This window comes from Caballeronia sp. KNU42 (assembly GCF_053760385.1).
The window spans coordinates 2,759,738-2,786,656 of sequence record NZ_CM132388.1 but is presented as its reverse complement, the minus strand read 5'-3'; the positions used below and the strand labels follow the sequence as shown (position 1 = coordinate 2,786,656).

At 55.7% G+C, this 26,919-nt stretch carries 14 protein-coding genes; 5 read left to right on the top strand and 9 right to left on the bottom strand.

Annotated elements, in window-relative coordinates; all coding sequences use genetic code 11:
- Window positions 1-2: 2 nt before the first annotated feature.
- Window positions 3-1,271, bottom strand: a complete 1,269-nt coding sequence (locus ACSOSP_RS12515; protein ID WP_455307047.1) for a three-Cys-motif partner protein TcmP — start codon at window positions 1,269-1,271, stop codon at window positions 3-5.
- Window positions 1,272-1,388: 117 nt separating this feature from the next.
- Between ACSOSP_RS12515 and tcmP the strand changes: the two genes are divergently transcribed.
- Window positions 1,389-2,228 (top strand): three-Cys-motif partner protein TcmP, encoded by an 840-nt coding sequence (gene tcmP, locus ACSOSP_RS12510; RefSeq protein WP_455307045.1) that lies wholly within the window; start codon window positions 1,389-1,391, stop codon window positions 2,226-2,228.
- A gap of 102 nt (window positions 2,229-2,330) precedes the next feature.
- On the opposite strand, the gene ACSOSP_RS12505 is transcribed toward tcmP, so the two are convergent.
- The 6 genes from ACSOSP_RS12505 to ACSOSP_RS12480 all read right to left on the bottom strand — a co-directional run bounded on the left by ACSOSP_RS12505 (window position 2,331) and on the right by ACSOSP_RS12480 (window position 15,973).
- Window positions 2,331-4,616, bottom strand: coding sequence for a CHAT domain-containing protein (locus ACSOSP_RS12505; RefSeq protein WP_455307043.1), 2,286 nt, complete (start codon window positions 4,614-4,616; stop codon window positions 2,331-2,333).
- 343 nt (window positions 4,617-4,959) lie between these two features.
- Window positions 4,960-5,775 (bottom strand): hypothetical protein, encoded by an 816-nt coding sequence (locus ACSOSP_RS12500; protein WP_455307041.1) that lies wholly within the window; start codon window positions 5,773-5,775, stop codon window positions 4,960-4,962.
- Window positions 5,765-7,213: an AAA family ATPase gene (locus ACSOSP_RS12495; RefSeq protein ID WP_455307039.1), complete on the bottom strand. Its 1,449-nt coding sequence runs from the start codon at window positions 7,211-7,213 to the stop codon at window positions 5,765-5,767. The genes ACSOSP_RS12500 and ACSOSP_RS12495 overlap by 11 nt, the downstream gene beginning before the upstream one ends.
- 251 nt (window positions 7,214-7,464) lie before the next feature.
- Window positions 7,465-9,063, bottom strand: a complete 1,599-nt coding sequence (locus ACSOSP_RS12490; protein ID WP_455307037.1) for a helicase-related protein — start codon at window positions 9,061-9,063, stop codon at window positions 7,465-7,467.
- 550 nt (window positions 9,064-9,613) lie between these two features.
- Entirely contained in the window at window positions 9,614-14,161 is a 4,548-nt protein-coding gene (locus ACSOSP_RS12485) for an AAA domain-containing protein (protein WP_455307035.1), read from the bottom strand.
- Between the two features lie 798 nt (window positions 14,162-14,959).
- A complete protein-coding gene (locus ACSOSP_RS12480) occupies window positions 14,960-15,973 on the bottom strand; it encodes a hypothetical protein (RefSeq protein WP_455307033.1) in 1,014 nt (337 codons plus the stop codon).
- Between the two features lie 527 nt (window positions 15,974-16,500).
- Here ACSOSP_RS12480 and ACSOSP_RS12475 point away from each other — a divergent pair.
- From ACSOSP_RS12475 to ACSOSP_RS12460, 4 genes are all read left to right on the top strand, one after another.
- The gene (locus ACSOSP_RS12475; protein WP_455307031.1) at window positions 16,501-17,295 is read left to right on the top strand and encodes a hypothetical protein; all 795 of its coding nucleotides are present in this window, start codon (window positions 16,501-16,503) and stop codon (window positions 17,293-17,295) included.
- A 1,821-nt stretch (window positions 17,296-19,116) separates the two neighbouring features.
- Complete coding sequence (locus ACSOSP_RS12470) at window positions 19,117-19,707, top strand: hypothetical protein (RefSeq protein WP_455307029.1); 591 nt, start codon at window positions 19,117-19,119, stop codon at window positions 19,705-19,707.
- Window positions 19,708-20,366: 659 nt separating this feature from the next.
- Window positions 20,367-22,061, top strand: coding sequence for a hypothetical protein (locus tag ACSOSP_RS12465; protein WP_455307027.1), 1,695 nt, complete (start codon window positions 20,367-20,369; stop codon window positions 22,059-22,061).
- A complete protein-coding gene (locus tag ACSOSP_RS12460; protein WP_455307025.1) occupies window positions 22,058-23,518 on the top strand; it encodes an ATP-binding protein in 1,461 nt (486 codons plus the stop codon). The genes ACSOSP_RS12465 and ACSOSP_RS12460 overlap by 4 nt, the downstream gene beginning before the upstream one ends.
- A gap of 435 nt (window positions 23,519-23,953) precedes the next feature.
- Here the strand turns inward: ACSOSP_RS12460 and ACSOSP_RS12455 are convergent, their stop codons facing one another.
- Window positions 23,954-24,940 carry a TniQ family protein gene (locus ACSOSP_RS12455; protein ID WP_455307023.1) on the bottom strand — a complete coding sequence of 329 codons (987 nt, stop codon included), beginning with the start codon at window positions 24,938-24,940 and terminating at the stop codon, window positions 23,954-23,956.
- 481 nt (window positions 24,941-25,421) lie between these two features.
- The gene (locus ACSOSP_RS12450; protein ID WP_455307021.1) at window positions 25,422-26,915 is read right to left on the bottom strand and encodes a TnsD family Tn7-like transposition protein; all 1,494 of its coding nucleotides are present in this window, start codon (window positions 26,913-26,915) and stop codon (window positions 25,422-25,424) included.
- Between the last annotated feature and the right edge of the window lie 4 nt (window positions 26,916-26,919).

The window sequence follows — 26,919 nt, the reverse complement described above, 5'->3', positions numbered from 1 at the left end:
GCTCAGGTGAACCGCAGTTGCGGGGAGTATTCGATGATGTCGGTCGGCCGATACAGCTTCGACGGTCGCCGCGCTCGGTCTTCTTTGTTCGACACTGCGATGGTGCCTGCGGCGTGCAGGCTACGGAGCACCTTCTGCAGACGAGCTTCGTCCGCGATTGTGTTCGAGATATTTCCCGTGAACAGTTGCGCGACCGAGACAGGTTGCTGCTGACTGGACAATACGCGACCGAGGTCGTCGGTTAGCGTCTCAATACAGCGTTGCTCACCACTTTTATCGAACAGAAGTGACGACTGGCCGTTGTATTCCTCATCGCGCTTCGGGTCATAGCCAAGGATAAAAAGCCCTGGTTCAAGCTCATGTCCGAACTCGCTTGAGTGGTCCCAATGCAGTGACTTCATGACGTCGTGCGCCTTATAGCGCTGCGACAGATGCACGAGCCAGTAGCTCCAAGGGTTCGCTGCGTTAGGGCGGACAAAGAACAACGTCATGAACGGCGCGCCCGTCTCCTCCTTAATGCCATGCGCGACGTATCTTTGCAGCGATGCCCGGCCATGCTCCGCCTTGATTTGTCCGAGGTGCTCCCATGGGATGTAGCCTTCGAGGTCAACGCCGCGGACGGCCTTCCGATTCGTTTCTCTGTCACTGATGTACGTAAGCAGGGAATCGACGTTGAAGGTCATGATGACCTCGGCACCTGGTAGCTCCGACATCAACCATCGAAGCGCGCTCATCGGTATGGCGTTGTAGCTGTACTGGTCGAGCAGAAAGATGGAGCGAAAGCCACCGCGACGCTGTTTGATTCGCGCGACTATTCCGGGCAATTCGTCTACGAAACTCGCATTCCGGATGGTCGTTCGCTGATAATCCATGTCAGCGATGACCCCTTCCGCGCGCCGCTTATCAATGTGTTCACGCAGATACCTTGCTGACTCTCGCCGTTTCTCGATGAAGAAGAACTCGGCGTCGACCTCGCGTTCCGTAACTTTGCGACCAACATTTATGCTGGCGCGAGCCGCGTGCGTCGCGCGCATCATCAAAGGTGGCGTTCCATCGACCGATATGCCGGCTTCGCTGATGTACTCCCCTCCGCCCGCGAAACCATCGACCAATGACAAAGTCAGCTTTGGAATAATGGCCTGAGACATCACCGTTTCAATGTATTTCTGAACGTAGCTTTCGACAATCGAGTGCTTTACGGCACTGTGCTGGTCGAGAATCGGCGGCGGCTTCCCGACTTGCCAGAGATACTTATCTTTTGACTTTGCCATCAGCTGTGTTATGTGGCCCTTGGTCTGTCGAAAGATTATCAGGTTTTAGTAAATATTTCGAAATCACGGCATACTATTTAATCTCCCCATTGAGCCGCAGAAAACGGGACACAAAGCGTGAACAGCAAACAGGAACACGAGGTTGCTGTCGACCCTGCCGATGGTTTGCCGGTCATGAAGGTTGGCGCCTGGTCGGAAGACAAGCACGTGGCACTTTCGCGCTACATCGACTCCGCCCGTATGGCGCGTGCGAAGTGGCCTTACGCCTCGTTCATCGACCTCTTCTCGGGTCCTGGGCGCGTAATGAACCGTGATTCAAAAACCATCTCGGACGGTGGAGTGTTAGCGGCATGGCGCATATCGGAGAAGGGTGGCGCTCCGTTCAACGAGATTTACATCGGCGATGCGGACGCGGACAGCGTGGAAGCATGCGCGACGCGCCTTCGCTCCGCCGGCGCCAATGTCCGAGCATGCGTAGGTAAAGCATCTGTGACCGTCGACTGGGTGCTCGACGCACTGCCGAAGGGATTGCACTTCGCGTTCCTCGACCCGTTCAACATCGAGCACCTGGACTTCGAGATTATCCGCAAGCTGTCCGCTCGGCCGAATATCGACATCCTGATTCACTTCAGTGTGATGGATGTCCAGCGAAACATCGGTGGCGACTTCAACCTGGCCAGCTCCAGGCTGGATGCGGCAGCGCCTGGCTGGCGCAACAATCTGCGACTCGACGCCGTACCGAAGCGCGACCTGGTCGGTGCTTACTTGAAATATTGGGAAACGCTCGTAACAGACCTGACGAAGATGCAAGTCGCACAAAGCAAGCCGCTATTCGTCAATATGAACAAGGGGCCTCTCTACCGGCTCATCCACCTCGCCCGCCATCCCCTTGCGACGAAGCTTTGGAACGACGCGGCGATACCTAGTTCGCGCCAACAGTCGCTGCCGGGGTTCTAACGCGCGTCGGTTCCGGTGCGGCAGTGCTTCTTGCGGCATTCGCATCAAATGAATTGACCGCAATTCCGGCTGCGCGCGACGGGCACAAAGTCCCTCCGACACTCAGGTTTGCGCGGCTATACGTTCCACCGAAGTTGATGATTGACCGGGAACAGTGAGTTCATCTTTCAGAATCAAAATCGATTCTGGGTTTCCAAGTTGCACGTAATGCATGACATCGACAACCGACGCCCACTTCCGAATAAGCAGATGTATCGCCTCAGCTGACCTGTTGGTTTCCTCAGCCAATCGGTCGACAAATCGCTCAAACCAATCTACCTTGCCGCTGTTGATTTCGATGTTGGACTGCAGCTGAATCTTGTCGAAAGCTGCGCTCAAATCTATCTTGGCGTTTACAGCCAACGAGAGCATGATTTCAGTAACATATTGCATGCGTTGCAAGCCTGTCACAACCGAGCGCCAAGTGGCCGGCCTGTTCACATCGGGGGCGGCGATGAGAGGTAAAAATCCACCAACGCGAATCAAAAGTCTTCGTACAAATGTTGCAGCATAGACAGCATCCACCGGCAGAAAAGTACCAAGAACTGATGTTGCACCGAGCATCAGCATAGTATTGGCGACCGTTGCGTGGTTGGCATCTAATGAATGGGTGTCGCACGCACTCAAGATGACAATGGGGGGGGATTTCGTCAATTTATCTTTCAACTCCCAAATGACCACTGGCTTACCTGCGATGACGAGTTGTCCAATGCCGCTTTCCGGGTCACTAACGCCATGGCCGTCGAAAATCACGATGGCTCCGTCAAACATGTTCCATGCTTCGACGAACTCTTCGGGAGTTGCAACGTCGACCACCTTTACATTGACGGTCAACAGGGACTCGTGAGGAAGCTTTCCCTCAAGGGCCTCGACTAACACATCACGTATTGGGTCGCTTGCAGTGTAAGACCGGATGACCAAGACGTCAGCAAAAGATGAGACCGGCAGGTGTCGAGATTGGAATCTCGACACCTGGTCGAAGCTCACGTTACCTGGCGTCACTGCAGCCCTGCTAGTCTCGAAGGCCATCATCAGTGGTAGTTTTCCCACGGGCAACCATTCCAATGGCAGGTCCGTCACGAGCTTGACCCCTTCGTGCGGGTCATCCGGCCGCCCGGCAATCAACCTCATATACGAAGGCTTTACAGCGCTCTTCATGCTAGAGGTCAACTCGGCAACCGCGATGTTCATTTTGTGCACTCGGCGTGGGTTGTCGCCCCTCGATAGGCTGGCGACTCGCGCGAGCAAAGGCCTTAGCCGATTCAACTTCGGCTCTAGCCGTAAAACCGGAGTTAGTGTTCTTGCAGCAAACAACGCGAGACTCGTGACGAATGTCTGCAACTCGGTCTGATTTAGCTTTATGAGCGATTGTCCTGCGGTGGTCGCCAACGCTGCCAACGTCTTTTGGTCAAACGTCAACGAGTACGTTTCTTGGCGGACCAGGCTTAATACGAGTCGATGCAACTCCGGCTGTTCAAGCTTCGCCGAGTTATTCTTTGAGAACGTATTCTCGTAGAAGTGGCTCAGCAGGGATGGGACGGCGATGCATAACTTGTACCGATAACGAATGAGAGTTCCTTCGGAAGATAGCCAATCTCGATGCGCTCTGACCTCATCAATCGAATTGAGAATTGAAGTCTCGTACCCCACTCTGTCGTTAGGGTGAAGAGGCTCGCTCTCCCCGGAGACGGCCCCGAGAGCTTCAACAGCGAATTCATTCATTGCCGTCACACCGTGCATCCTAGAGGTGTGTACCAACGGCCGAGTTGGCTCAACGATAGCCCCCCCCGATTCATTTTCAAACACTTCGATATGAAAACGGTGCGTCGACCTTTCACTTGGACCAACAACCGCGCGCAGAGCAGCCGAGAATTCGGACCAACTCATGTCTAAGGGACTAAGCCTACCTTCGCCGCTCGCAGTGGACAGGTGCAACCAAGGCTCTGATATATTCTTCAAAATCGAGTCAACTGCGTCAACAGTCGTGTCGTCGCTCAAGACACATCGGAAAGGCATAGTACGCATTAGCGGCGCAACTTGCTCGAAGGCGTCCAGATAAACCGGCAAGACGTTGTGTTCAACGGCACCGGAACAGCGCAACCGCCCAATTGTCGGCCAATCTATACCGAGCTCCCGAACGTCGGCGGGAAGTCTAGCAGCAAGCAGATGCAGCAGAGCACTCTCCATTAGAGTGTTGCTGTAGAGACGCAATGGGCTGGCATCGTCCAGTTCCTCTCTTTCGAAGGGAACAAAGTAATGCACCCTAAACCTTGGGTCCAAGAGGTAGCGAATCCCGTCCGCCCGCGCTCCGGGGCCGAGCCGTTGTTCAACCGTGCTGTCGTCGCTCAATTTCTTTCTATGCCTTGTTCTGTGTGCTGTCGGCCACCCGACTGCAGTGCTTGCGATGCGCTCCCCATGTCTACGGTGTCGGCACCCTGCGCCGCGCCGCCTGTTCGCTGCCTAGTTGCAGTTGGTGTTTATAGTGTTACCCACGTTTGTTGACGTACAGCGGACATTCGGACTGGTCAGGTGGACTGTTTTGCGGCTAGCGCGCATTGACCGCCTGCGTATAGTTAGCCCATACATTGATGCTCGTGACGAACTGCTGGCTTGCAATCTGCTGCGCTTTTTGCTGATGCTCCTAGTCCTGTAGCATCCGCGCCTCCCGATATTGTCGGCCGGTAACGGCGCTTCAACCGTCTGCATTCTGAGCTTGCGCCGCGAGGGCCTCGCGGCGGGCTTGCTGTCGCTGCGCCCTGAGGGCATCTTGCTCTACTTTGAGCCGTTCTACTTCAAGCGTAAGCTGTTCGATTATCGCGTCTGCAACTTTCAATCTTGGACTCAGCGCACGAAGAAAGTCGAGACAAGCCTCTTTCTTTCCAATGCTCCTATATTCAAAGAATTTTCGGAGTTGAATCTCAGCATGACCGGCATTGCCAGTGAAACTACGCGCGAGCCGTGTCGCGTTGACTGAATCTATCCCGCAAACTCGTATTGTGTTCTGGGATTTGCTGTTGCCGTTTAGAGCGCGCACCCGACCGACCTCATCAAACGTGAAGAAGTCATACCACTCGTCTATGTGTGGATGGACGATTGTGTAATGCTCGTGCTGAGTCGGGACGGTGCTTGTATCGACACCTTCTGCCACGACCGTCGACTTGCCTTTTGAGGTGTTGCAAGACTTGCACGCAGCGGCCAGATTGTTCAGTGCGAACATGTGCTGGGGGTGGTCTGCTTTGTCAAGAATATGCTCAAGGTCATATGTATTCTGAGCGTACTGAAGGTCGCAGCTGCAATAGCAGCAGAGTAGGTCTTGCCCGCCACGGTAATAGTGCTTCACCCCGCGCTTGAAACGTGCGAACAGTGGCTTTTCAGCTTCTGGCTGCTTACTCCAGTAGTCTGATGACTTTGCACCTTGTTCTTGCAAAGACAAATGCTCTGCATCCAGCAGCGCGGGAGTGAAATCAGCGAGCGTCATCACCTTTGATTTGGTACGACTATTCGGCATCGGAGAAATTCTCGCCCGGCGTTTCATCAGACTGCAGGAGCAATCGCGTGGCTTTCTGAATCATTTCGAGGTCCCGTCCGTTGGACGGTCCCTCTTCGCGTCCTACATACAGTTGTTTCAATCTCTGCAATCGCGCCAGCGCGTCCTCACGCTCCGCCGAGCTTCCACGCTCGCCTTCGGTGACTATCTCAAAGACTTGATTAGCGAGGTAAACGCTTCCCGGAACGGGTGTGCCGAATACATCGAGGAGCGTCTCCTCGACTGACGTGTCGGCATCTTGTTGATACATCGGACCAGCAGTTTTGACGTCATCAAGTGGGCGCATCCGAAGGACTTCGATTCCATTAATCAACGCGCTTTGAGCGATGAGCGGAGAATGGGTTGCCAAGATGACGTGGCAGCCGTTGAACTGTTCGAGGACCGAGCTTAAACGGCCCAAGAAGTCCATTTGCCACGTGGGATGGAGGCTAAGTTCTGGCTCATCAATGAGGACAATCGAATTATCTCTGAGCTCGCTCAAAAGACCGAACATCGAGCAAAGCATTTGCTGTTGACCCGAACTCGCCTCTGCGAGGTCGATTGATGTGGCGCCATCTATCGGAGAGAATGAGCAGCGCTCCAGACGCATGGCATCCAGCCGACGAAGCAGCACAAGAGCCTGCATTCTGGCGAAATCCTCTGAAGCCCTTCCGGCTTCGAAGTCGAATGTGAATTCGAATACGCCTCGGTCCGGGTACTCGCCTAGCAAACCGAGCACGCTTTGCAAAAGTGGGGTAAGCGCAGCGACGCCGGTGCGCCGAGCCTCTTTGCTCAATTCATTGCGTTTCCATGGCTCAGATATATCGATAAGATACGCTTCGAGTTCGCCGTAGTGGAAGGCTTTAAATAGTTCATTTGCAGTTTGCAAACCCCGATATCTGAAATCGATTCTCTCCCGGAAGCCGAGCGCCCGAATTACCTTTCCGAGGGCCCGCGTATGTATCGGCGCTTCGGTCAGCTGGTAGATTCCTCGCTCAAGGACTTGTTTTGATAGCTTACCCGAGATGTAGCGGGTGCGCCGGTGTATTCCTACGCAACGGTAGTTGGATTCCTGCTCGGCAGATTCCGCGTAGATTTTTGTGAGGGATAAGGGGGTATCTCTTGGCGAAGCGAACCGAGAGAATGGACTAAACGTCTGGGCAATGACCCTTGAGGGCAAGGACTCAGAGCCAGACACCGTGGACGAGTACGCGATGCCATTGTTGCGCCACCTGATGGACACGCCGCGCCCCAATCCTCCGACAGATGGAGAAGAGAACCACCTGCCAAGATTCGCCAAAAGCTCTGTTTTCCCGGAGCCATTCGGCCCAGTGATGATGCTGATTTTGTTTTGACCTTTGCGCGAGCGGCTAAATTGCAACTCGCCGCGAGGCGAAGACACGGTTTCAACCTGAAACATCGAGGGTCCCCTTCGTCTTAGAGTAAAGCAAGCCTTCATCACACCCCTCGCCGCAGCCGCGTGCCGCGCCCGCCCGGTTCGTGTTTCAGCTGGATAATTTTAGGTTCCGGAGCCTCTCATGTGAAGCCCCGGACTGGTGAGTCGAGAAGTAGAGGGGCGCCGCGTGCATCGGCCACTGCAATGGCAAAGCGTCTGCCAAATAGTTTCGCTCGTCGCCGAGGTTGTCGGCGACCTGAGGCGAGAAGGCTACTTCACGCGCCGTCCGCTATCGATTGAGCCAGTAACCCCTTCTGTTCAAGTTCTCGAGAAATGACCGCCGATAGCTTAAGGTCGTTGGCCGTAAGTGATGCAAGCCATGACTTGGCACGCGCCAACGTCGGATTCGAGTCCGGTATCAAGTCCTGCAGCAAAGATGCCGTCACGCGCGACAGCCCCAACTCAATGAACGCCTGACCGGCCACAGACGAAACCCCGAGCTCAAGAGCGAGTGGGAAATCGAAGACAGACATGGCTTCGACATCGAGGCCTTTTTCGCGAAGCGCAAAGCGGAGCAGGTCAACATACGCTTTTCCAAGCTGCACATATTCGAACCGCAGCTTGTCTTCGACAAACTCGAAGGTGTTTCGCACGTGCGTATCAACGTTCACTGGACGGTCGGTCTTCTTGTTCTTCTGCGCTAGTTCGATGCTCTTGCCTATGAGCACCGGAAGAGGAGTTCCGCGCATCCACGCCAGACCTATGGTCGCAAGCTTTACGTTGTAGCCAGCGAAGCTAGAACCCACTACGTACTTGTTGATGCGCGAGAAAATCTGGACGTAGCTTTCAAAAACGTCGCCCGATGGATGAGGGGGAATCAGTTCTTGTGAACGGTCAATAGCAATCAGCTCCTGGAACCGTGCTAGAAGGCGCGCTTGTCCGAAAGGATTCACGGTCCAGTTGCTTTCAAGCACTTCAGGAGGCAGGTCAAGCGCTTCGGTTGTCTTCTGTGCAGTTTCGACCAAAATCTCACGTGCACCTGAGTCGAGCGAGGACTCAAGCCGTCCAAAGAACGTCGACAGCGAGCCTTTTGCGGCGCGAGACATCATCAGTCCAGCAGCAGCCCGTGCGTCGGCGGGCACCTTTGAGATGTCGCTTTCAAGCCCACTACCAAGCACCTGCAGAACGTCGTCGTACTTTTCGGCAATGGCCGCGATGAACGCGGGCCGAAGTGAGAACGGCTGCGCGGTGCTCAAGGGTTTGTCTGGCCAGCTGTCATAGTTGACAAGGAATACATTGCCGACCATGTCATGATTCAGTCGGCCAGCTCTCCCTGCGAAGTTCCACAGCGCGGCAGCATCGAGCTTTCCGTCTCGACCACGCGTTGGCGTGTCAATGAACACGTTCCGCGCTGGCAAATTGATACCTTGGAACAACGTTGTCGTGCACACCAGATACTTGATGTCGTCGCTCTTGAAGGCTGCCTCAATGGCCTCGCGCAGCAAGCTGGGCATCTTGCCATAGTGGAACGCGACACCTTTCATGACCCTCTCGGTCAGACTGTATTTCGGATGCACATGGTCCTTGATGAACTTCGAGAGTTCGAGGAGCACGGGTGTCACTTTGCGGGGTAATTCGGTTGCAATCTGGAGTGCAATTTTTTCGGTTTGGGACGGCCCGGTGCCATACACAAGGGAGGCGCCGTTGCTTCCAAGTTCAAGCGCGACTGCAGCCAACGCGGTCTTCGCATTGAGGAAACCTCGGCTTTCGATTACCTCCCCAAGCGGCACCGACTTAGTGGATTCCAGTAGCTTCAGGTGGAGATAGGTAGGCTTCGCTGCGTCCGGGGTGACGCCTATTCGGTTCTGAAGCACGGGCGATAAACCGGTCCTTTGTACCGATATTTCGTCGAGTCCAATGGAGTTGCCTAAAGCCGCGAACCCCGTTGCTCCAGGCGCGAGAAATACGAACTGTGCGCTAGCCGCACGTAGAGCAGTGCGAGGCACTTCGTCCGACGGGAGCATTGCAGAAGCTGCACGTGTAGACGGGGTCGCCCTCAAACGTTATTCGCCCGGCCCGCTTTGGTTGGGATACGGTGAACGCTGCACCTTGTCTAGTGTTGGTCTGTGGCTGTCGGTCTGGCTGTGGTTGCGGTTCCGGTTGTGGTGCGCAGTGTCTGCAGGTTCTCGTCCACGCTGACCAGCAGTTCGATTTGCACACAAGTTTCCGACAAAGTGAACAACGGTGCCGGGGCGAATGGGGGTGCAGCCGCATCGTTCACAACGCTCTTTCATCGGAACCTCGCCACCCTGATTGCGTGGAAATTGTTACGTGGATTTCTCCCGCCGCCGCGTTCACCAGGACTAGCCAAGAAGAAACGAGATGCTTTCCCGCGAAGCTGTTCCAGAAGTCAAGGGCGCAAATTCAGACTACTAATGTTGCGGGTGCCGTTTCTTCGTCGATTGGTTTTTGCTCGTTTCCATTCCATTCGCGGTACTCAACTAGCGCCGGCACCCTCTCAATAGTTCCCAAGGGCTCAATGCCAAGCGCATACATGCGAGCCACCAGGTCGTTGAGCACTTCCTCCCTGCGCATCGACCAGGTGGAAGCGAAGCAGCGCCAGAAAACCCATCCGGCACGCTCAAGCACGCGCTGCCGATTCATATCCGCTTGCCATCGGTCGGGGCCATGAAACTCGTCACCATCCAGTTCGATGGCAAGCCGCGCGTCGTTCGCGCCCTCAACCACCATATCGATGCGAAATGCACCCGCCTTCACCTGTGGAATGACGCGGTAGCCCCGGTTCACCAATTCCGTATACACCTGCCGCTCAAAGCCAGACTCGCACAGGTCGATGAGGCTTTTCTCTTCCTCGCCCTGGCCTTGCTGCTCCAGTGGCGTCGAGAAGTGTTGTAGCAGACCCATGCGCAGGTCTTTGCCCGAGGCGGACAGTTCCGAAAGCTTGACCGAACGCACGAGATACATTCGATCCTGGGCACGGCTCGCGGCCACGTTAAATCGTTGTTCGGACGACTGGTCCGATAGCGCGCGTGTGCCCATCGAGTCAATAACTAGCGACAAGAAGATGATGTGCCGCTCAGCGCCCTGAAATGTCCGGGCATCGCCGCAGGCGAACTTGCGCCGATACAGTTCAGCCGCGTCACAACGTTCGCGCACGAGCGTGTCGATAAACTTACCTTGCTCTGGCCCAAGTAGCGTGACTACGCCAAGCGTGCGATTCTCGAACTGCGGGTTGGTGATAATGGCATGTATCTCGGCAACAATCGCCTCTGCCTCCGCACGGTTGATATCCTTCTTGTCCCGCAAGCCGTGCGGCACGTAGATGTCGACCAAGGGTGGGTCAATCCTCTGTGACATCTTGGGAATGCGCAGCGGCTGGATGAAGTCCTTGTAAAAGTGCTTGTTGCTGTACGCGATGATGGATGGAACGCAACGGAAGTGCTCCCTCAGCATGACCTTCTGCGCGGCGAATACCGTCGACGCGATATCGTAGAGCGACTTCTCCGGCGTCAGCACGGGTGCATACGGCTGGTCAGAGAGGAAGCGGTCCTTTAGCTCCTGGATTCGCACGGCCGAGATGAAGCTGCCATCCGGTGACACCTGACGGTCGTCCCCAACCACCAAAATCTTCTTGCCACGCAGGACTGCCGGCAACGCCCAAAGGTCAGACTGTGACGCCTCGTCGACAATGACGAGGTCGAAAGCGCCGAGGTTAGCGGGGAGCGTCTCTGACACCTTGGCGTGACTCATCACCCAGCACGGTACGGCATCCTGCGCGTCGTGCATCGCGTTCTGCGCGTCGCGGCGGTGCCGGACAGCATTGGGACCGGTGCCGGCACCGATGCGACGAATTGCCGTGCGGTATGTCTCCAGCGCGGACAGCACCTTGGGCGTCGCATTCATCTTGGTCGAGAGCCACGCCGACTTCGAGACCATGCTGGAGTACAGTCGCGAAAGCCCCGCCTCAGCGTCACGGCGCTGCGCCGCGAGTTCAAGCAGTTCCTGCCGGGCCTCGATGCTCTCCAAATAATTGCGCACGCGAGCCCAGTTCCACGCTGCGCGCCAGTTCGCCGGCCACGTGACGTCTTCACCGGCAGCCGGCACAGCGACAGTGCGCAGACGCGCGGCAAGACGCATTGCGCCAGCTGTCTCAATCTTTTTGCTGAGCGCGCGGACCACTTCCAGCTCGTTGACGAGCCCTTCAATGCGTCGCAGTTCTGCAACCAGCTCGGCATAATCGGCCGCCGCTTTCTCGGTCAACAGCGTTGGCTCACCCAGGCGGTTCTCCGCAAAATCGCACAGCCGCTCCGCGACCGGACCGCGGGTGCCCGCGAGCTTCTCGCGTAGGATGCTCAGGTTCGTCATCGCCTTCGCCAGTTCGATCCTACTCAAGTGCTGGCGCAGGTACTCGCGAACGCGCGAAAGCTCCTTCGAGCCACCTCGAAGGTCGTCCACAGGCGGTTCCGCAAACACATTCTCGGCAGCCGTACTGAGATGGACGTCGTGGTTCGTCGCGAAAGCATGTGCGTTGCGAGCGGCAATGGTCACGCGCTCAATTTGACGCAACTTTGTGACGCTCGGCGTGAGCCTCGGGACGGCCAAGGCATCGGCAAACTCGTTCCAGCGCGCGCAGAAGGATGCGACCTTTTCGTGCAGGTTCACGTACGAGAGCACATGCTGCCAGTCCGCCGCGTTCTTCGGCTCGACCTCCGCGATACGAATGGCTGCCACCATGTCCTTGGCATCGCCTGCGCCTATTACGAACATGCCGAAGGCTTTTCCGGTCTTTGCGGCGCGCTCAAGTGCCTCTTTCACCTTCGGCGAGCCGAGCGCGGCCTCGTCGATTTTGACCGGACGCTGCATAAGCGCCGAGCGCGCCGCCATCAGCTGGTCGGATTCCCCAAAAAGTGCTTCCAGCGCTATGCGTTCAGTCGAGTGGTCGGCGCGGCGGCATTTGCGCCGCAGGTCGAACGGCCATGTCTCTTCCGTCTCTTCAATCTCGAGGGCAAGTGTCACGGCCGCGTCGACTTTGAGCAGCATGTCACGCGCGTGCTCGTAGACATCGTCGGTTGTCGCCCTCAACGAAATGAGCGTGCCTTTTGCCTCAGCTTCCTTGAGGCTTACAATGTTCACCATGACCGTATGCAGCCGGCGGACATCATCCACAGTCAGCAGCGCTGCACTCGATGGCAGATGGGACGAAACATATCCGATGTCCGAGCCGAGGTTACGCCGCGCCTGGCGCAAAGCACTGACTTCCTCGGCGACCAGAGGCGGCGCATTCTCGGGAGCAAGCGAGAGCGAATCGTCAAACCAGGAGAACGTCTTCCCGCCTTCGATGAGGAGTTCGGCCATCTTCTGGGCACGCATGACGACGCCGTCCACCTCCACGTCCGATAGTTGTGTCATCGCAATTTCATCGATGCGGTGGTCGATGCGCTGCATGGTGGTATGCGCGCGGTCGATGGCGGAGAGGTCTGCCTGAATCTGGGTGGCGACGACGTCCGGGTTCATCTGGCTGACCGAGTGAATAATCGCCTCGATACTTGCCTGAAACTGCTGCATGCCCTGCCGGTCACCGGAAAGCAGTGCCACGGTCAGCGGTCGCACTTCCTCGGGAATCTTCTCCTGAAGCAGTTCGAGGGCTTTCTCACCCTTCGACGTCACCAGAATCTTTTTCCCGTTCGCCAAGTAGTGGCAGATGATATTGGCGATGGTGTGCGTCTTGCCGGTTCCGGGCGGTCCTTGCACCGCCACACCTTCGGAGCGCTCAAGTTGCTCGACGATGGTGACCTGCTCGTGGTTATAGGGCAGCGGAAAAAACAGTTCTCTGGTCTTGCCCGAACCACTGGATGGCGTACCCGCGAGGCCGCGGAACGAAATTGCCTCATAGCTGACCGTCTCGTCGGCGGGCGGTGTGACCAGCGCGAGCGGGCCGTTCGGAATCTCAGCGCCTTCTTTCAGGCGCGCCTTAAGCCGCTCGATGTCTTCGTGCAGGAAGTTGTTGGACCGGGGCCTCGAGTGGAGCACCCACAGGTCCGTTACGAGCAGCGACGGACCAGCAGGAGGCAGCCCCACCTGCCCTTCAATGTATTTGCCGTTGCGGTCGATGTTGCCCGCAACACTTCTTAGTGCATGCTGGTAGCTACCCGGGTCGAATGGGTTGGGCGGGCGCTCCGCCGACCGCTCGAGTTCTTCCTTGACAGCACGCTCGACCGCCGCGGCACTTTGCAGCTGACAAGCCGAAAACGCGTCGAATTCGACGCGCGGGCTCACCGCGCGTGGACGGACCTCAATGGCGAGGGTCCGGTCGTCGATGCCCAGTTCGAGCGCCTGCGTGAGCACCGGATACTGGTAGTCGAATTCGACCTTCTTCATGCGTTCCTCGAAACTCATCTTCCAGGACGCGACACCGACGCCGCACACAAACTCCTGCGGCTTGGCAGTGTCCTCCAGCTCCAGTTGTTGCTTGAGTGAGAACAACTCACCGTACAGTCGGATAGCTTGCCACCGCGGCTTCTCCACTTCAGCCCACGTCTGCCAGAGTCCTGTGTATCGCTCGAACTCTGTCTGCACAGCCCCTTTCTCGCTGTCTGCAAGCTGCTGCGCATCCAGCCCCGGCTTGCCTTCCGCCAAAATGGCGAGATGCCGCTCTAGCGCCGCTTCATTGATGCGTGGAGGCTTTCCAGTCGGGCTGGTGTCGACGACAAGCAACTCCTTCCATTCGGGCGAAACCGCTGGCGGATTCAGGGCCTCAAGTCGCTCAACACGAAGCCAGATATGGTCGCCTTCGACCTTTATGTCGAGGTCTACGCCCGGCAAGCCGCGCAGGTCACCACTCGTTCGCAGGAATCCCTCGGTGCCAGAAAGCTTGAACCCCCGGGGGTCAATGTCTTTCGATTGCTCGATGACGTAGTCAAGAAGCTTAGTAAGCAAGCCGGAAGAGCTCATTTATCCCTCGGATTCGGTGCGGTTTATGCGCGGCGTCGTGACGAGCCAGAGCTTTCGACAACTGTCGAGAATAAGCGTCTCTAACAGCTTCGTCTGGCTGCGGTTTTCGCATTCGGCGACTTCAAGGAGCGGGCGTTTTAGGTCCGGCCGAACGCGCATATTGATTCTCTCGTTTTACCAGTTAGCATAGTTTTACCCGCAATTTTATATCGCTGGGTTTCTACACAATCGCCTTTTTTACGTTAATCGCGATTGCCATCTGAAGCGGAGGTCACGAGCGTCCGATTACTCGGAGAATCGGGCCGGATTTTTGTGCGCTGCCAACGATGGCGAAACGAAGTCCCGAAGGGGGCAACTCTGGAAAAAACGAAAGCTGTTGGCGCGGCGTGCCGGCTCTCAATGACCACGCCAGCCGACAAGAAGGTTTTGTTCACAATTGGGAGCGGGATGGCTTTCAATCATCCAACTGGCCTTTTCAATAAATCGTGAATCCGCGCGGTTAAATATATGAATGGTCCGGGGTGACACGGTAGGATTCCCAATTATTGCCCGGATACATAACAACTTTTTGGCGAAATCCGTAGCCAACGTTGTCGACCTCTGATGGACGTCAGACCGATATGCGGTCATTGTCGAGCTCAGGCTTACGCGTTTGAAGGGCGCGCCCATTGTCGGGGCGGACACGCGACATCGCCCGGGCGCAGCAGTTGACTCCCCCGACTTATCTCATGGAACGCAAACCGGATGGCCATCATCACTGACGCCGACTGAGCGCTCATAGCCCCTTCAGGACAACGCTTAGTCTGACCGCGGCGAGCTATTCGCGCGTCGCCCAGCTCCCATGTCCGACAGCGTCTGGCGCGACACGGCCTTCTCCAAATTGGTCAGCTTTTTCTTGACGCCTATCTTCGGGTTCATGCCAAGGGCAGCACGATAGGCCTCCATCGCTTCGCCGGGCCTCTGCATCTTTTCCAGCAACTCGCCCTTGAGGCGATAGCCGTCCGCCAGCCATCTTTCGTCCTGCCCGGGCTGAAAAGCGGAAATCGTTGCCGCAACAACACTTAACGCGCGTTCGAGCGCTTTGTCGGACCCGTCCGCCTGGAAAAGTTCCCCGGCGGCCCGAATGCGCGTCCACGGGTCACCTTTGGTGAGGCGCGTGGTCATGAATTTCTTAGCGTCGAGAAACTCTCCAGTCGGAGAATACGCAAACTTTCCGAGATGGTTGATTGTTGCAAAGACGCGCTTTAGCTCCCCGTCCTCGGTTTCAAACGTGTATGCCGAGCTCCAGCCCGCGACAGGCGCGCACGAGGCCAGCACCCGTTGCTGCGCGACGTCGTGTATTTCTAGGATTGAGCTGTCTTCGTCCGCCGAATTGCAGGTTTGGCTCGCGACGTACCGCCCGCACGGGGAGATGCTGAAGCCGAACAGATTCGCTTTGTATATGCGCCTGTACATCGGCTTTCCGGTCGTATCGAAAATGACCAGATTGGAGGAAAGCTCCGAGGCCTGCCCGGCGTCGTTCACTCCGAAAACGCCCGTGTCTGAGACGTCTGCAGAGAATGGACGTTCTAGATTACTGACCGTGGCCACAATCCGGCCGGTCGTGTTGTCGCGAAGCCGGACAATTCTTTTTCGCTTCTGCGAAGCGTCTGGGCCGGGGTCCCAGTACCCTACAGACCAGTGCTTGTTGGGCGAGTGTTGCGCCACCCCGAAATCCACGAGGTCGTCAAACTTCGATGGAAGTCGGACAGGCTTGTGAACGGCCTCAACAGGTGATTTCCTTGTCGTTTTGGCCGTCGTCGCGTCGGTCACCTGTCGGGGCGCCGGCTCAGATGCGCTTCGGGATTTCAGTCCCAAAATCTCGAGGAGGTTTCTTAAGAGTGCCATGCCGGGTTTTCCCGTTAGTGGTGGTCTCGAGGGGCACGCGTATTATGCGCGCAGTCCATCCCGGACATCGTGGCGCGGCGTGGCGCACTTCTCTCTATCGCCCCAACAACGACTCGGTTGGCTGCGTTGCAAAAGCTCGTCGTAGACAACCCGGGCCTGACGGTGGAACTGCAACTGTCGGCATTACCACCGGCGGGGTCAATACCGGCAGGACAAAGTCGGGCAACTGACAACGCCAATGCCGGCCTAACACGGGAAAGGCCATTCGCTCTTCCAGTGGCTGTTTGGAAAGACCCGAAACCTACACTAATTGCACGATAATTCCTGACCGGCTGGACGACCACCACGCCGCGGCTCTGCGCCGCTGAGATGGGGCGGCACGCCGGTGCAGCGCTGTACGCTTGAGAATCGCATGCGCTGCCCATTCTTCCAAAATAATACGGGGTTCAGCAATGAGCACAAACACAGGTAGCAAAAAATCGGACGCGTCCGTGAACGGTGCAGGGCCAATCGACGCTGGCGCGAATCAGACGACCTTTCAGTATCCATCTCTAGGAGCAGTAATCAGTGGCCTGGCATTAACCGGCGCAATCTTTGTCTGGTTACTTCTTAACGCAGGCCACGCCTACAGGATTGGATATTTACTCAAGTTCGGCTTCCAGCCTGACGCACTCCCGTGGAGTACAGACCAGCTCGTGTACCTTGGCTACTACGCGCAGGAAGACTACTTGGTTCCACTTCTCGCGTTCGCTGTATTTTTCGCTTCGCTCTTTGCCGCGATTTTCCTCCTAGAAAACATCGTTAAGCAGCGCGCAAACACAAGGTCTGCCAGGCTGTCTTCCCGAAGCGAGGGTCCGTCGTTCCGACTCGTAACGTTTGAAGTTTGGGTTTTCTGGGTTGCGGCTGTCGTTCTATTCGCGCTGCTGATATGTAGCCTAGTACCTTTGGCATTGCTGGACCCCGTTCGCAACAGAGGGGCAGCCGACGCCGTCAAAGAGATGACCGCTATCCAGAATTGGGATACTAAGACGCTGAAAGACCATCAGGTCCAATTCGTCGAGTTTACTCTCAACAAAGGCGATGCTGTTTCCGGTGTACCGGTTTCGTGTACCGACAAGCTATGTGCCATCTACACCCCGGTTGGACCAGTGCATGCGCACACGGTGCCCCTTGCCAACGTCGCCACATGGTCGACAATCGAGCTTGGTGAGGTTCCCCCAGCTTTAAGGCCAACGAAGGTGCAATGACTTTAGCGGTGATTCGGTGCGGATGTTCCGCTTTTGCCGGGTCAACTCAGCAGAGTTACCAATTCAGGCTATAGCTACAGATGCGGCCCCGTAAAGCTAATTATTTTAAGAGCTTTGGTACCGAATCTGACCGCGTGCGCAAACATTGTTCGCGGCACGAGCGATCGGTTCGGCCTGGTAGGTCGACGCGTTCATTATGGACTAGTCGATGGCTGAGCTGGTCACACATCCGGGCGTTCGCCTCACCGAGCGGCATGGAGCTATAGTTTTCAGCTTGAAGAACTGGAATGGCCACTATTTACATGACTCGATCAACTTCAAGGGGAAATGGCCGATGAGCACCGTGCAGTGCTGCTGAATGCTTATCCTGACGGAGGCGATCGATGAAAAAGGCCGCACATCAAGACAGACGCTCTGTTGGACCACCTACAGAACCGAAGATGAGGAGCGCGACGGGATCAGCGGAGCGCGTGAGTGGGGGACGCTAACAATCAAGGCTCGCAACTTCGGTAGTCACTTTTGCTTACTCATACGTCATTGCAGGGCCGCGTTCAGGGCCTCCGGCGAGTCGGCTTCTAATTGTGCTCATCGTCAAAGAGAGGGTAAATCAGATCGCGACTTAATCGAGGTTGATTGCATGAAGTTACTCGTGACGAAGCTGCGCATCAACTAACGTTTCACTGCTTCCCGATACAAAAAAAAGTTTTGAAAATGATCACTGGCGATGCAAAAAAATAATTGTTTTGTTATCCAAAGTTTTTTCAGAAAGAGGCTTGTTGTCGACGTGGGTGACGCCTACCATCGCATAGGGAAAAGACAGGGGTTCCTGAGCCAGACGGCTCGGAAAAAGTTCGATATTACCGATTTCTGGTAGTGGCAAATTCAGCGGGTTGCCAACGGCGCAGCTCGCGTAAGAGGCCCTGGAATCACTTCCCCGCGATGCTGTTGTTCAGCTCGCTACGCCATCGCGCGCAAATCCCGCCTTAATCACGAGCATCAGGAGAAATGCCTATGTAAGCCAAAAAAGCAAAAAGCCAATCACGAGGACTGGCTTCTCACTTTGGACAGAACCACATACGGCGTTGGGAGACTCCAGTATTGTCCGCGGTTCATCCAAAGTCAAGTTCGCTCGTCCATCGAATTCATACCTTCATACATGGGTAGGCCTGCGCTCGTCCCGACGCACCCGGGCGCGCGTCTGCCCTACGAACGCGGATGGAACCTATGACTTTGACAGAAATCGCTCGTACCCGGGGGGGTGACAACCTTCCCGACATTTGCTGTTTTCCTGGCTCGGCTCGGCCGTCAAATCGGCAGAACCACATGGTGAGAAACACGGAGCTTGCAACGCAACATCATGACTCCGCGTGCCCTGCCCGCAGAGATGCTTTTTATGGCTCAGCGCGCCCGGGTGTTCGATCTTCGCGTCACCGGAGCTTGTTTCAAACAGGAGAAGGTAAATGCAATTGGTTGAAGCAAGGAAAAATCGGTATGGCAGTGATGACCTGGAAGAAGCTGGAGGAGTTGGTGCGATCTGGAAGGGGCCAAGGACATGGCGATGCATATCGACCGTGGATTTGGATTCGTCGAAAGAACCCTTCATCGCGAGGTAACCAAGTGGTCGATGCAATGCCCGGCTACCGTCGGGGTTCCCACTTTCTTGCAAGGGTCGAGTGGCACGTCGGACTCCTCTGTCTATTCCTGGGAGCCAGCGATGTACGGGAACAATTCCCCCTGTGGCCAATGCCGCACCCTCATCCTCTTGCAGATCTCTCGCCGTCGACGGCAACAAACCCCCACCTCGGTAGCGTTCGAGGATTGTTGGACATTGCTGAAGAGGCTGGCATCAAGCATGGAGTTGAGGTGGGTAGCCAAGGGGTCCCGTACGTGGCAACTCTTGATCTAGCGATTACGCTTATCACGAACACCGATGTGCGAATGGCCGCGATATCCATTAAGCCGCACGAAGAAATCTTCACGGCGGAATCGACGGATCGAATTGTCGAGCGCCTCGAACTCGAGTCCCGCTACATGCGAGAAGCGAAAGCGCACCACAACATCATCGACCAAACGTTGCTCGGAGAATTCACCGGAGCAAACCTGGAAAACTTCTCGTCCGCGTGGCGCCTTCCGCTGCACCTGCAATCTCCGCGATTGATTGAGGACTTTTGTGTGCGACTCATTGATGTTGCGACACGCACAAGCGTCGAGGATGGAATACGTCGTGCCCATGTCGACTTGCGCCTCGAATCTCCGTTCGATGCCACGCTTTTGTGGCGCCATGGCGTTTGGACGCGCCGTATCGAAATCGACATCACGCAGCGAATGGAAATGGGGGCTCCTCTTTGCTTAGGTGGAGGTGACATTGCCGCACAACTGGCAGTCGAGCTGTTTGGTGAGGTGACGGCATGAAAATCCAACTGAAAAGCGTCTTGAAGGGAGTTGGCAGCGACTCACCCCTGTCGGGTTTGCATCGGGTCCTTTGGGTCCAGGATCACTCGCCGACAGAGGAGGGTTTCATTGTGACTATACAAATTCCGACCAGGACGAAAGGAGCTCCGCCAGTGCGTTACTGGAAGTCGCCGGAACGACACTCATTGGATGCGGTGATGGCGGCAATTGAGCAATCGACCGTGGTTCAAACAAAAATCGAAATGCCGCCACTCGCGCATCTGACTGATGATCAGATAAGACGGCGATATCCACAGCGGTCCACGGCAACGAAGCGGCGCCATCGGACGGACTGTGCTCCACTGCAAACCAGAGATCGCCTTTGGACGCTGGTTGAGCCACTGGTTAGCTATGTTGAAGATCATCCTGCGCAAATGTACCGGCCCGGTGCAATTTCTCCGCTAGTGAAGGAGCGGGCATTGCAGACGCGAAGGTCTCGCGCGGAGATATTGAACGCGCTGAATCGCTATCTCGCACTCGCATGCGGACGAAACTCGCTGCTCGCAGCGACGTTGTGGTGTGGAGCGGCGAACCAACCGCGCAGTCCATCGACTAAGCCGCGCCTAGGGCGCAAGAACACCGCTTACCTTAAGGGGCTATGGCCATCTCCAGGCGTCCACTTGACTGAGAAGGACAAGTGCAAAATAAACCTAGGATGGAGCACCTTTTTGCGCAATGGCCATTCTGTCAAAGCAGCTCATATTCTAACTTTGGGTACCTGGTGGAGTAGCGGAACAAAAGTCGAAAACGGAGTAGAGCTACCCGTTCTGCTTCCGCCGGAACAGCGTCCGACGTTGCGACAGTTTCGTTATTGGGGGCCGCTTCAAGAAGACGGAAGATCAGCCTTCGAGCTTCTCTTGCGGCCCAATGAATGGGAAAAGAAGTATCGGTCAATGTTGGGTTCGGCTTTGGACGGCATAACTGGTATCGGACACACGGGGTTGATGGATTCAACATCAACCGATCAAACGCTAGTGTCAATGATCTCGCCCCTTGAGGCGGTCGGGACCTGCAACCGAAACGTGATCCACGACGCCTTGTCAGATGTTATATGCGGTGTCTATTGCGGCTTTGAAGCACCAAGTTCGATGACTGCGATGTTGACCGTGCTTAACGCGGCAAGCGACAAAGTCGACTTTTGCCGCAGGTTCGGTCTTGACATTACGTCAGAGCAGTTTCCGAGCCTTCTGTTCCGGACATTGCGTATCGACAATGGAGAAATGCGCGCGCAACAAGCGATCGAGCTGATGAAAAGTGTGGGAACAGCGCTTCAGTTCGTTCAGCGAGACCGTCCGGAACGCAAGAGTCCAGTGGAAACAGGTCACAAGACTCTCCATCGCATCCTAGATCGGCGAGGAGACGGGCGCACGAACGGTCGCCAGCGAGCGCGTGGCGAAGATCATTCAGCGGTCAAGGCGTGTTGGACTTGGTACGATTATGTACGCGAGTTGCTTCTCGCAATACGCTACTACAACTGCGTAGCAGATGCGTCGGCACTATACGATCGACATCCATTCAGAACGGAGATGCTGCGTGACAACGTTCCGCCTAATCGCGCCGCTATCCACGCTTGGTGCATCAAGCAAAGTCGAATATCGACACCATACTGTGATCTCGCTTTGCTGAGGGCGATGGTGTTGCCGGTGACTCGGGCGGTGGTACAGCAGAACGGCGTGTTCCTGCTGCGAACCGACCGGGGACGGAAAAACGAAATGCTGCGTAGCGCTCGCTTTAGCGGTCCGCGCTCGACTGAGTTGGGATGGCACAAGGGCACTTCGAAACCGCTATACATCGACGTTAGATATGACCCGAACAATCTTGAGTGTGTCTGGTATTCAGACGAACTGGGGATGCATCGATTGTCCAATCTCTCTTCCGACCCCGTGTTGCAGAGGCAGGGGACGCTTTTGGACTATCTCGACTTGCAGGATAGGCAGGGTGTCGAAAAGCTCCGAACGCAACAAGATCGCGATCAAGGGTTATCTGACGTTGTGAGCCACATCGAGGCGACAAATCTTGAATGTCGGGCCGCCAAGCAAGAGGCGATCAAAGCAACCGGCCGCAAGGTTTCCAAGGCCGAATTGGCGGCAAACATAAAAGACAATCGAAGACGGGAGATTGAGTCATTGTCTGCCAACGTCGATCCAATCACCCGAGCACCCCTCGATTCTGTTTCAAACTCGACGGTCGATTCGGAACTGGAGTCGCCCCTGCAGGCGCAGGGCCAACCGAAGGAGGACGTGGCTGAAAAAACGTTTGCCGATCCAGTCGCGGAAGAACTGGCAGCGTATAGGAAACAGAGGGGGACGAAATGAGCAATCCCCTACTCGAACCGCTTGGGCCGTATATCGACAGAAAGGATTGGGCTTTGAGATTGGCCCACAACCCGCTCGCAGGGATAGATGTGAAGAACCTATCTGAGGAGCAGCGTGAGCTGCACCTGAATACTATCCGCAATCTCGTTGAACCAACGCTCCAGATGATTAATGCCGCACACAAGATGCGGCGCATGTTGCGTTCGGGCTATGACCGGAGAGACCCAACTTCGAGCACAGCCCAACGTGAGCGTTCAGGAATCTTGGGCCTTCGCGGCCGCAAATCGCTGAAAGATGAGCCATTTGGCGCGGCCTACGCTGATGCGCTTATTGTCAAGGGTTGCACAGGCCTCGGAAAGTCCACTTTGATGCAGCGCTTCTGCAGTTTGTTCCCGCAAATGTACGTCCACGATCGATCTGAGTCAGCAGGTTGGATTAGGAGGGTCCAGATAATTTACTTGCAAGTCCCAATGCCGACCCACAGAGGTGGCCTGTTATATGCGATCGTATCGGCGCTTGACCAAGTCCTTGGGACAGAGTTTCGCATTCAATACAAAAATTGGAGAGTCGAGAAGCTCGCGGTCGAGGTGGGCATCCTGCTGATTCAGTACAGTGTCGGTATCTTGATTATTGAGGAGCTGCAGCCAATTAATTTCGGTGACTCTACGTATCGCGGGCAGATGTTAAATATGCTTCTCAGATTTTTAAACTTTGGAATACCAATTATATTTATCGGAAACCCGCTTGCCTTCGTGGGGATATCGGATCATAGCCAAGACATGCGTCGGTTGACATCAGAGGATCCTATCGAACATATGCCCTACGAGGCAGATGATCCGGACTGGACCCAAGGACTTGTTCCAACTATGTGGGCACACAACGTCATGCCAGAGCCAACGCCGATTGACAAGGAGATCGAAATGGAACTTATGCTAGTTTCAGCAGGCATCCCAGACTTTTTATGGAAAGCAGTTGTCGGCGCACAGCGGCTAGCGCTGGAGAGTGGGGCTCGGCGGGTGACGGCAGATCATATCCGTTCGTACCGAATGAAGTCCCTCGCTTTTGCGGAATTTAGGGATCTGATTGATGGATTCAGAAATCACGATCCCGTATTGCTATCACGATACGTCGACGTTCCATGGGAAGAATATGCCTTGAGATGGGGATGGTCCCCTGAAGCCATCCTTGGGACTGGGACAAGCAAGGGATCGTCCGGTTTGTTGCGATACGACGCGGCCACCAGGCGTTCATTTTATTCTGCCCATAAGCGGCTCTGTCGGGATTTATTGTCAAAACAAACGCGTGCAGCAACGAAGGCCGAGTCAAACGAGCGGGCGCGTTCAAGCGCGGCTCCAAATGATCTGCGAAGTGGGACCACGGATACATTGGGGAAAAGCTTAAGTGCTATGCGTGCTGATCTTGAGGGTTCGCGGCGACCCGGGAAGGTGAAGCGGTGATGGCGGCTTAGAGCCACAAGGTCGCGGAGCATTGCATCGCGGAGTGTTGCCGAACCCCTCGGCTCAAGCTTCGCGACTGAACATCGCCGCTTTACGAATTCGTCTGTACCGGTTGTCCTCATCACTATCACCTGCCGCACTGCGGGCCATGTCGTAAGAAGTTAACCAACGGTGGTTGCTGCGATCGGACAAGCGAAATCATTCCGGCGACCGTCAGGAAGCGTCCTTGGGATGCGGAACAGCGCCGGTCGCACATTGCGCTGTTTGCTTTTTGCAATCGCTGGATCTCGGCGATCGGCGAAAGACAGACGCATCGCTAGGAAGTCATTCATCTTGACCCTGCAGATACCATATTCATTTTGGCCGCTGGCCTGCGCGACCCAAGAGGCACGGAAACGAACTCGGGAGCCCGAGAATGTCGGTGGAACGAGACTATCACTGAGTACTGTTGCCGAACGACCAGCGCCGTTCCTTAAGCATTGCTCGAATTTCATTTAGGAATTCCTTTGGGGTTTCGAACAAAACGGACAACATCGCTAGATTCGCCAGTGGATTTTTCAAAAATTGCGGATGTTCGAGAGTGATGTGCGATACGTGGCGATGCAGTTCATTCAAAAATTCTGCGCCAATTTCCTTGAGGAACGCTGCCGAGAAAGATTCGTCAACTCGGCGCTGCAACGCGTCTAATTGTGCGCGGCCACTCTGGCTCTTCGCGGCGTAGATTTTTGACTTGTGCGCGATGATCGAATGCCGGATCTCATACGAGATACGGGGCAATTCGCCATCTAGTGCAGCTTTGATGAATTGCGCGAGACGATGATGGGGGATACTAACGGGCCCGTGAGACACGGGTGCGCCAAGGCGCCAAGTTGTATCGCTGCCGAACGCAGAGTGAGCCAAAAATCCATGAGCGGCCAGATCGTCGGACCCTGCAGCGTCGAGCGGAGCTAATCGCTCTCCATGTACATGGCAGACGAAGGCGCCGATGATCTGGTGACTTCGGTGCGTATAGGCGAAGCCTCGTTCTTGGATTTCCTTATCCACGCACGCGCGGCAATAGTGTCTTCGGGAATCAACGAGCTTGGGCCAATGTGCGTTTCCCCTGCCTCCTCCGATGCCTCGGGCCGACCGCCCCATCTTCCAGAGGGCGTAATCGTAGTTCGTGACGTCCATGAAGGGCTTTGTGATTGACACGAATCCATGTCTCTCTATGAAGGCCTCTGGAGTTTGAAAATCGTCTTTCGCTAAGACCCTGAAACACATAGCGATGCCCCCATGAAACATTCGCTCCGGGCGGACGTTGGACGAGCCAAACACGTGCTGCATCGCGTCGCGCCACCGCGCCCAGCCATTCATCGCCCAAGCCGTAGCGCCGGCGCTCTCGATGGTTTGGTCGGGCAAGAGAGTTGGAACATTGAGCATTGGGATTTAGTCGGCCTGAGCGTAGATTGATGGCGCCTGTCATTTACCGCGGCGTATAGCGTCCTGCACTGTTTGTATCGCCTCCATCGTCTTTATTAGCGCTTCTGCGTGGGCGTGCGTCCCGTCCCAAACACTCAATATTGCTTCGCACAGCGCGTCCGCGTTGGGCACGGTACCCTCTCGTTCCTGCTGTTGGAGCAAATTCGCATATTTGCATAAAATTAGGACGTTTTTTGACGATCGCCGCGTATGACCTGAAAGAATTCGACTGACTTGACTTTGATGAACACCTGTCGCCAAAGTTATCTCGGATTGGCGAATCTGGCGGCTGCGGGCGAGCGTAGCCAAGTAACGTAGTTCCGCCGTTTGTTTGTCGTTCAAGGGCAAATCGGGTTAGTGTTGTTTGGGATTATGCAAATAATATGCAAAATTATTGTGCTTGGAAAGCTTTATGTAGCGAAGGCAACGTATTTGACGCGGTTCATGGGCGTGCGACGTGCGATCGCTTAGCCGCGGATAGATGCGCAACTAGCCAGTCGCGATCGTGTCGGTAGAGCCACGGGTATCCATTTCCGGGAATTTTTCGAATCTCATTGATTTTTCGCTCAGAATGGGTGGCGAGAAGACAAAGGAAGCGCTGACGTGCTTCGCGTTGCAGCAAGTTATGTCGGCTGCGACGCCAGACAGTTGCTAGTTGTGGTTCGGACGAAAGAAGGCGATTGATCGAAACGAGGGAGATGCCGGTTTTTTCACAGACGCTAGATTTCGACTGCCCTGCGGCAAGCAGTACGCGCGCGGCATCCAATACGGGCGGTTGTAAAGATTTAGCTCTCGATGTGAATTGGAAACCTTGAAGCTTCGCCCATCGCACGCCAGTCGTAGACGTCGCGCCGAGTGTTTGAGCCGCAGCACTTATCGAAAGCCCACTCTTTACTAGTTCTATGAATTCGTTAAAACGATCGTCGGGCGGTCGTTCGGCTTTCGTGGGCCTATCGCTGGGAAAAAGGCGACTGGCATCAGCTGTGCGGTAGCTATGTTCGAATTCTGCCCACGAATCGAAAAGCGCACAGATCAGCAACAGATGCTTGCATGGATGACCCTGTCGAGGTGCCTTGCGTGACAGCGCCACGAGACCAGGCCAGCCCGGTCTGATGGACGCTAGAATCTCCAGCCCTGGAAAGCTTTCCAAACCGTCGTAATAGCGGTGCATCCATTTTTCGATAGGATCTGTCCGAAGACTCCCACCGCAGGTGACCATTCCGATGCGCCTAAGAGCCGTGCGGTAGGCGGCCGCGATGATATCGGGATCGTAGGATCCTGGCTGCGCATGGCTCATGTGCACGGAAAATTCGGCAAGCTTAGTGAGACGAGTCATCTGGGCTCGGTTGACCGGAGGACACGTCAGCCAGTTTTTTTTCGGTCTTGGATGGGGCATCAACCATTGCCGCAGATGAACAGGTGTCGTCTCCATTCGCAGTGTCGTCAGCAGGCATCGATGCCTGCCGCACACGTAGACCGACGGAAATTGATGGCTTAGCTGCCAGGACGCAACGCCATCCCGCGCTAGACCTTCCTCGATGCACTCAGCGCACGCTTTCAGCGGATGACCTGCTCCGAGGCGGCTGGCGGGAATACCCAAGGTCATTTTCAAGTAGCGAGCGTTGCCGCTCTGTACCGAGGACAGAATGCGTTGCGCAGTGTCATTGGCTACGAACGGGAGGTAGTAGCCGAGTACGGTATGGTGCACGGCGATGTCGACGCCGGCACCGAGTTGATTGTCGGTGCGCTCACAGAATGCTGTTAAGTGCGACGGAAAATCGTGAAGCAGCGCAGCGTATGGAGCGCCAAATAAACGCCGACTTGTATTTAGCGCGCTTACGTTTCCGTTGCTGGCGTGCACGGCGCCACACCAACTGTAGAGCGTCTCGTCTGGATGCAGAAGCGGCAAGTTTAGGGGGCATAGGTCTGAACGCATGACG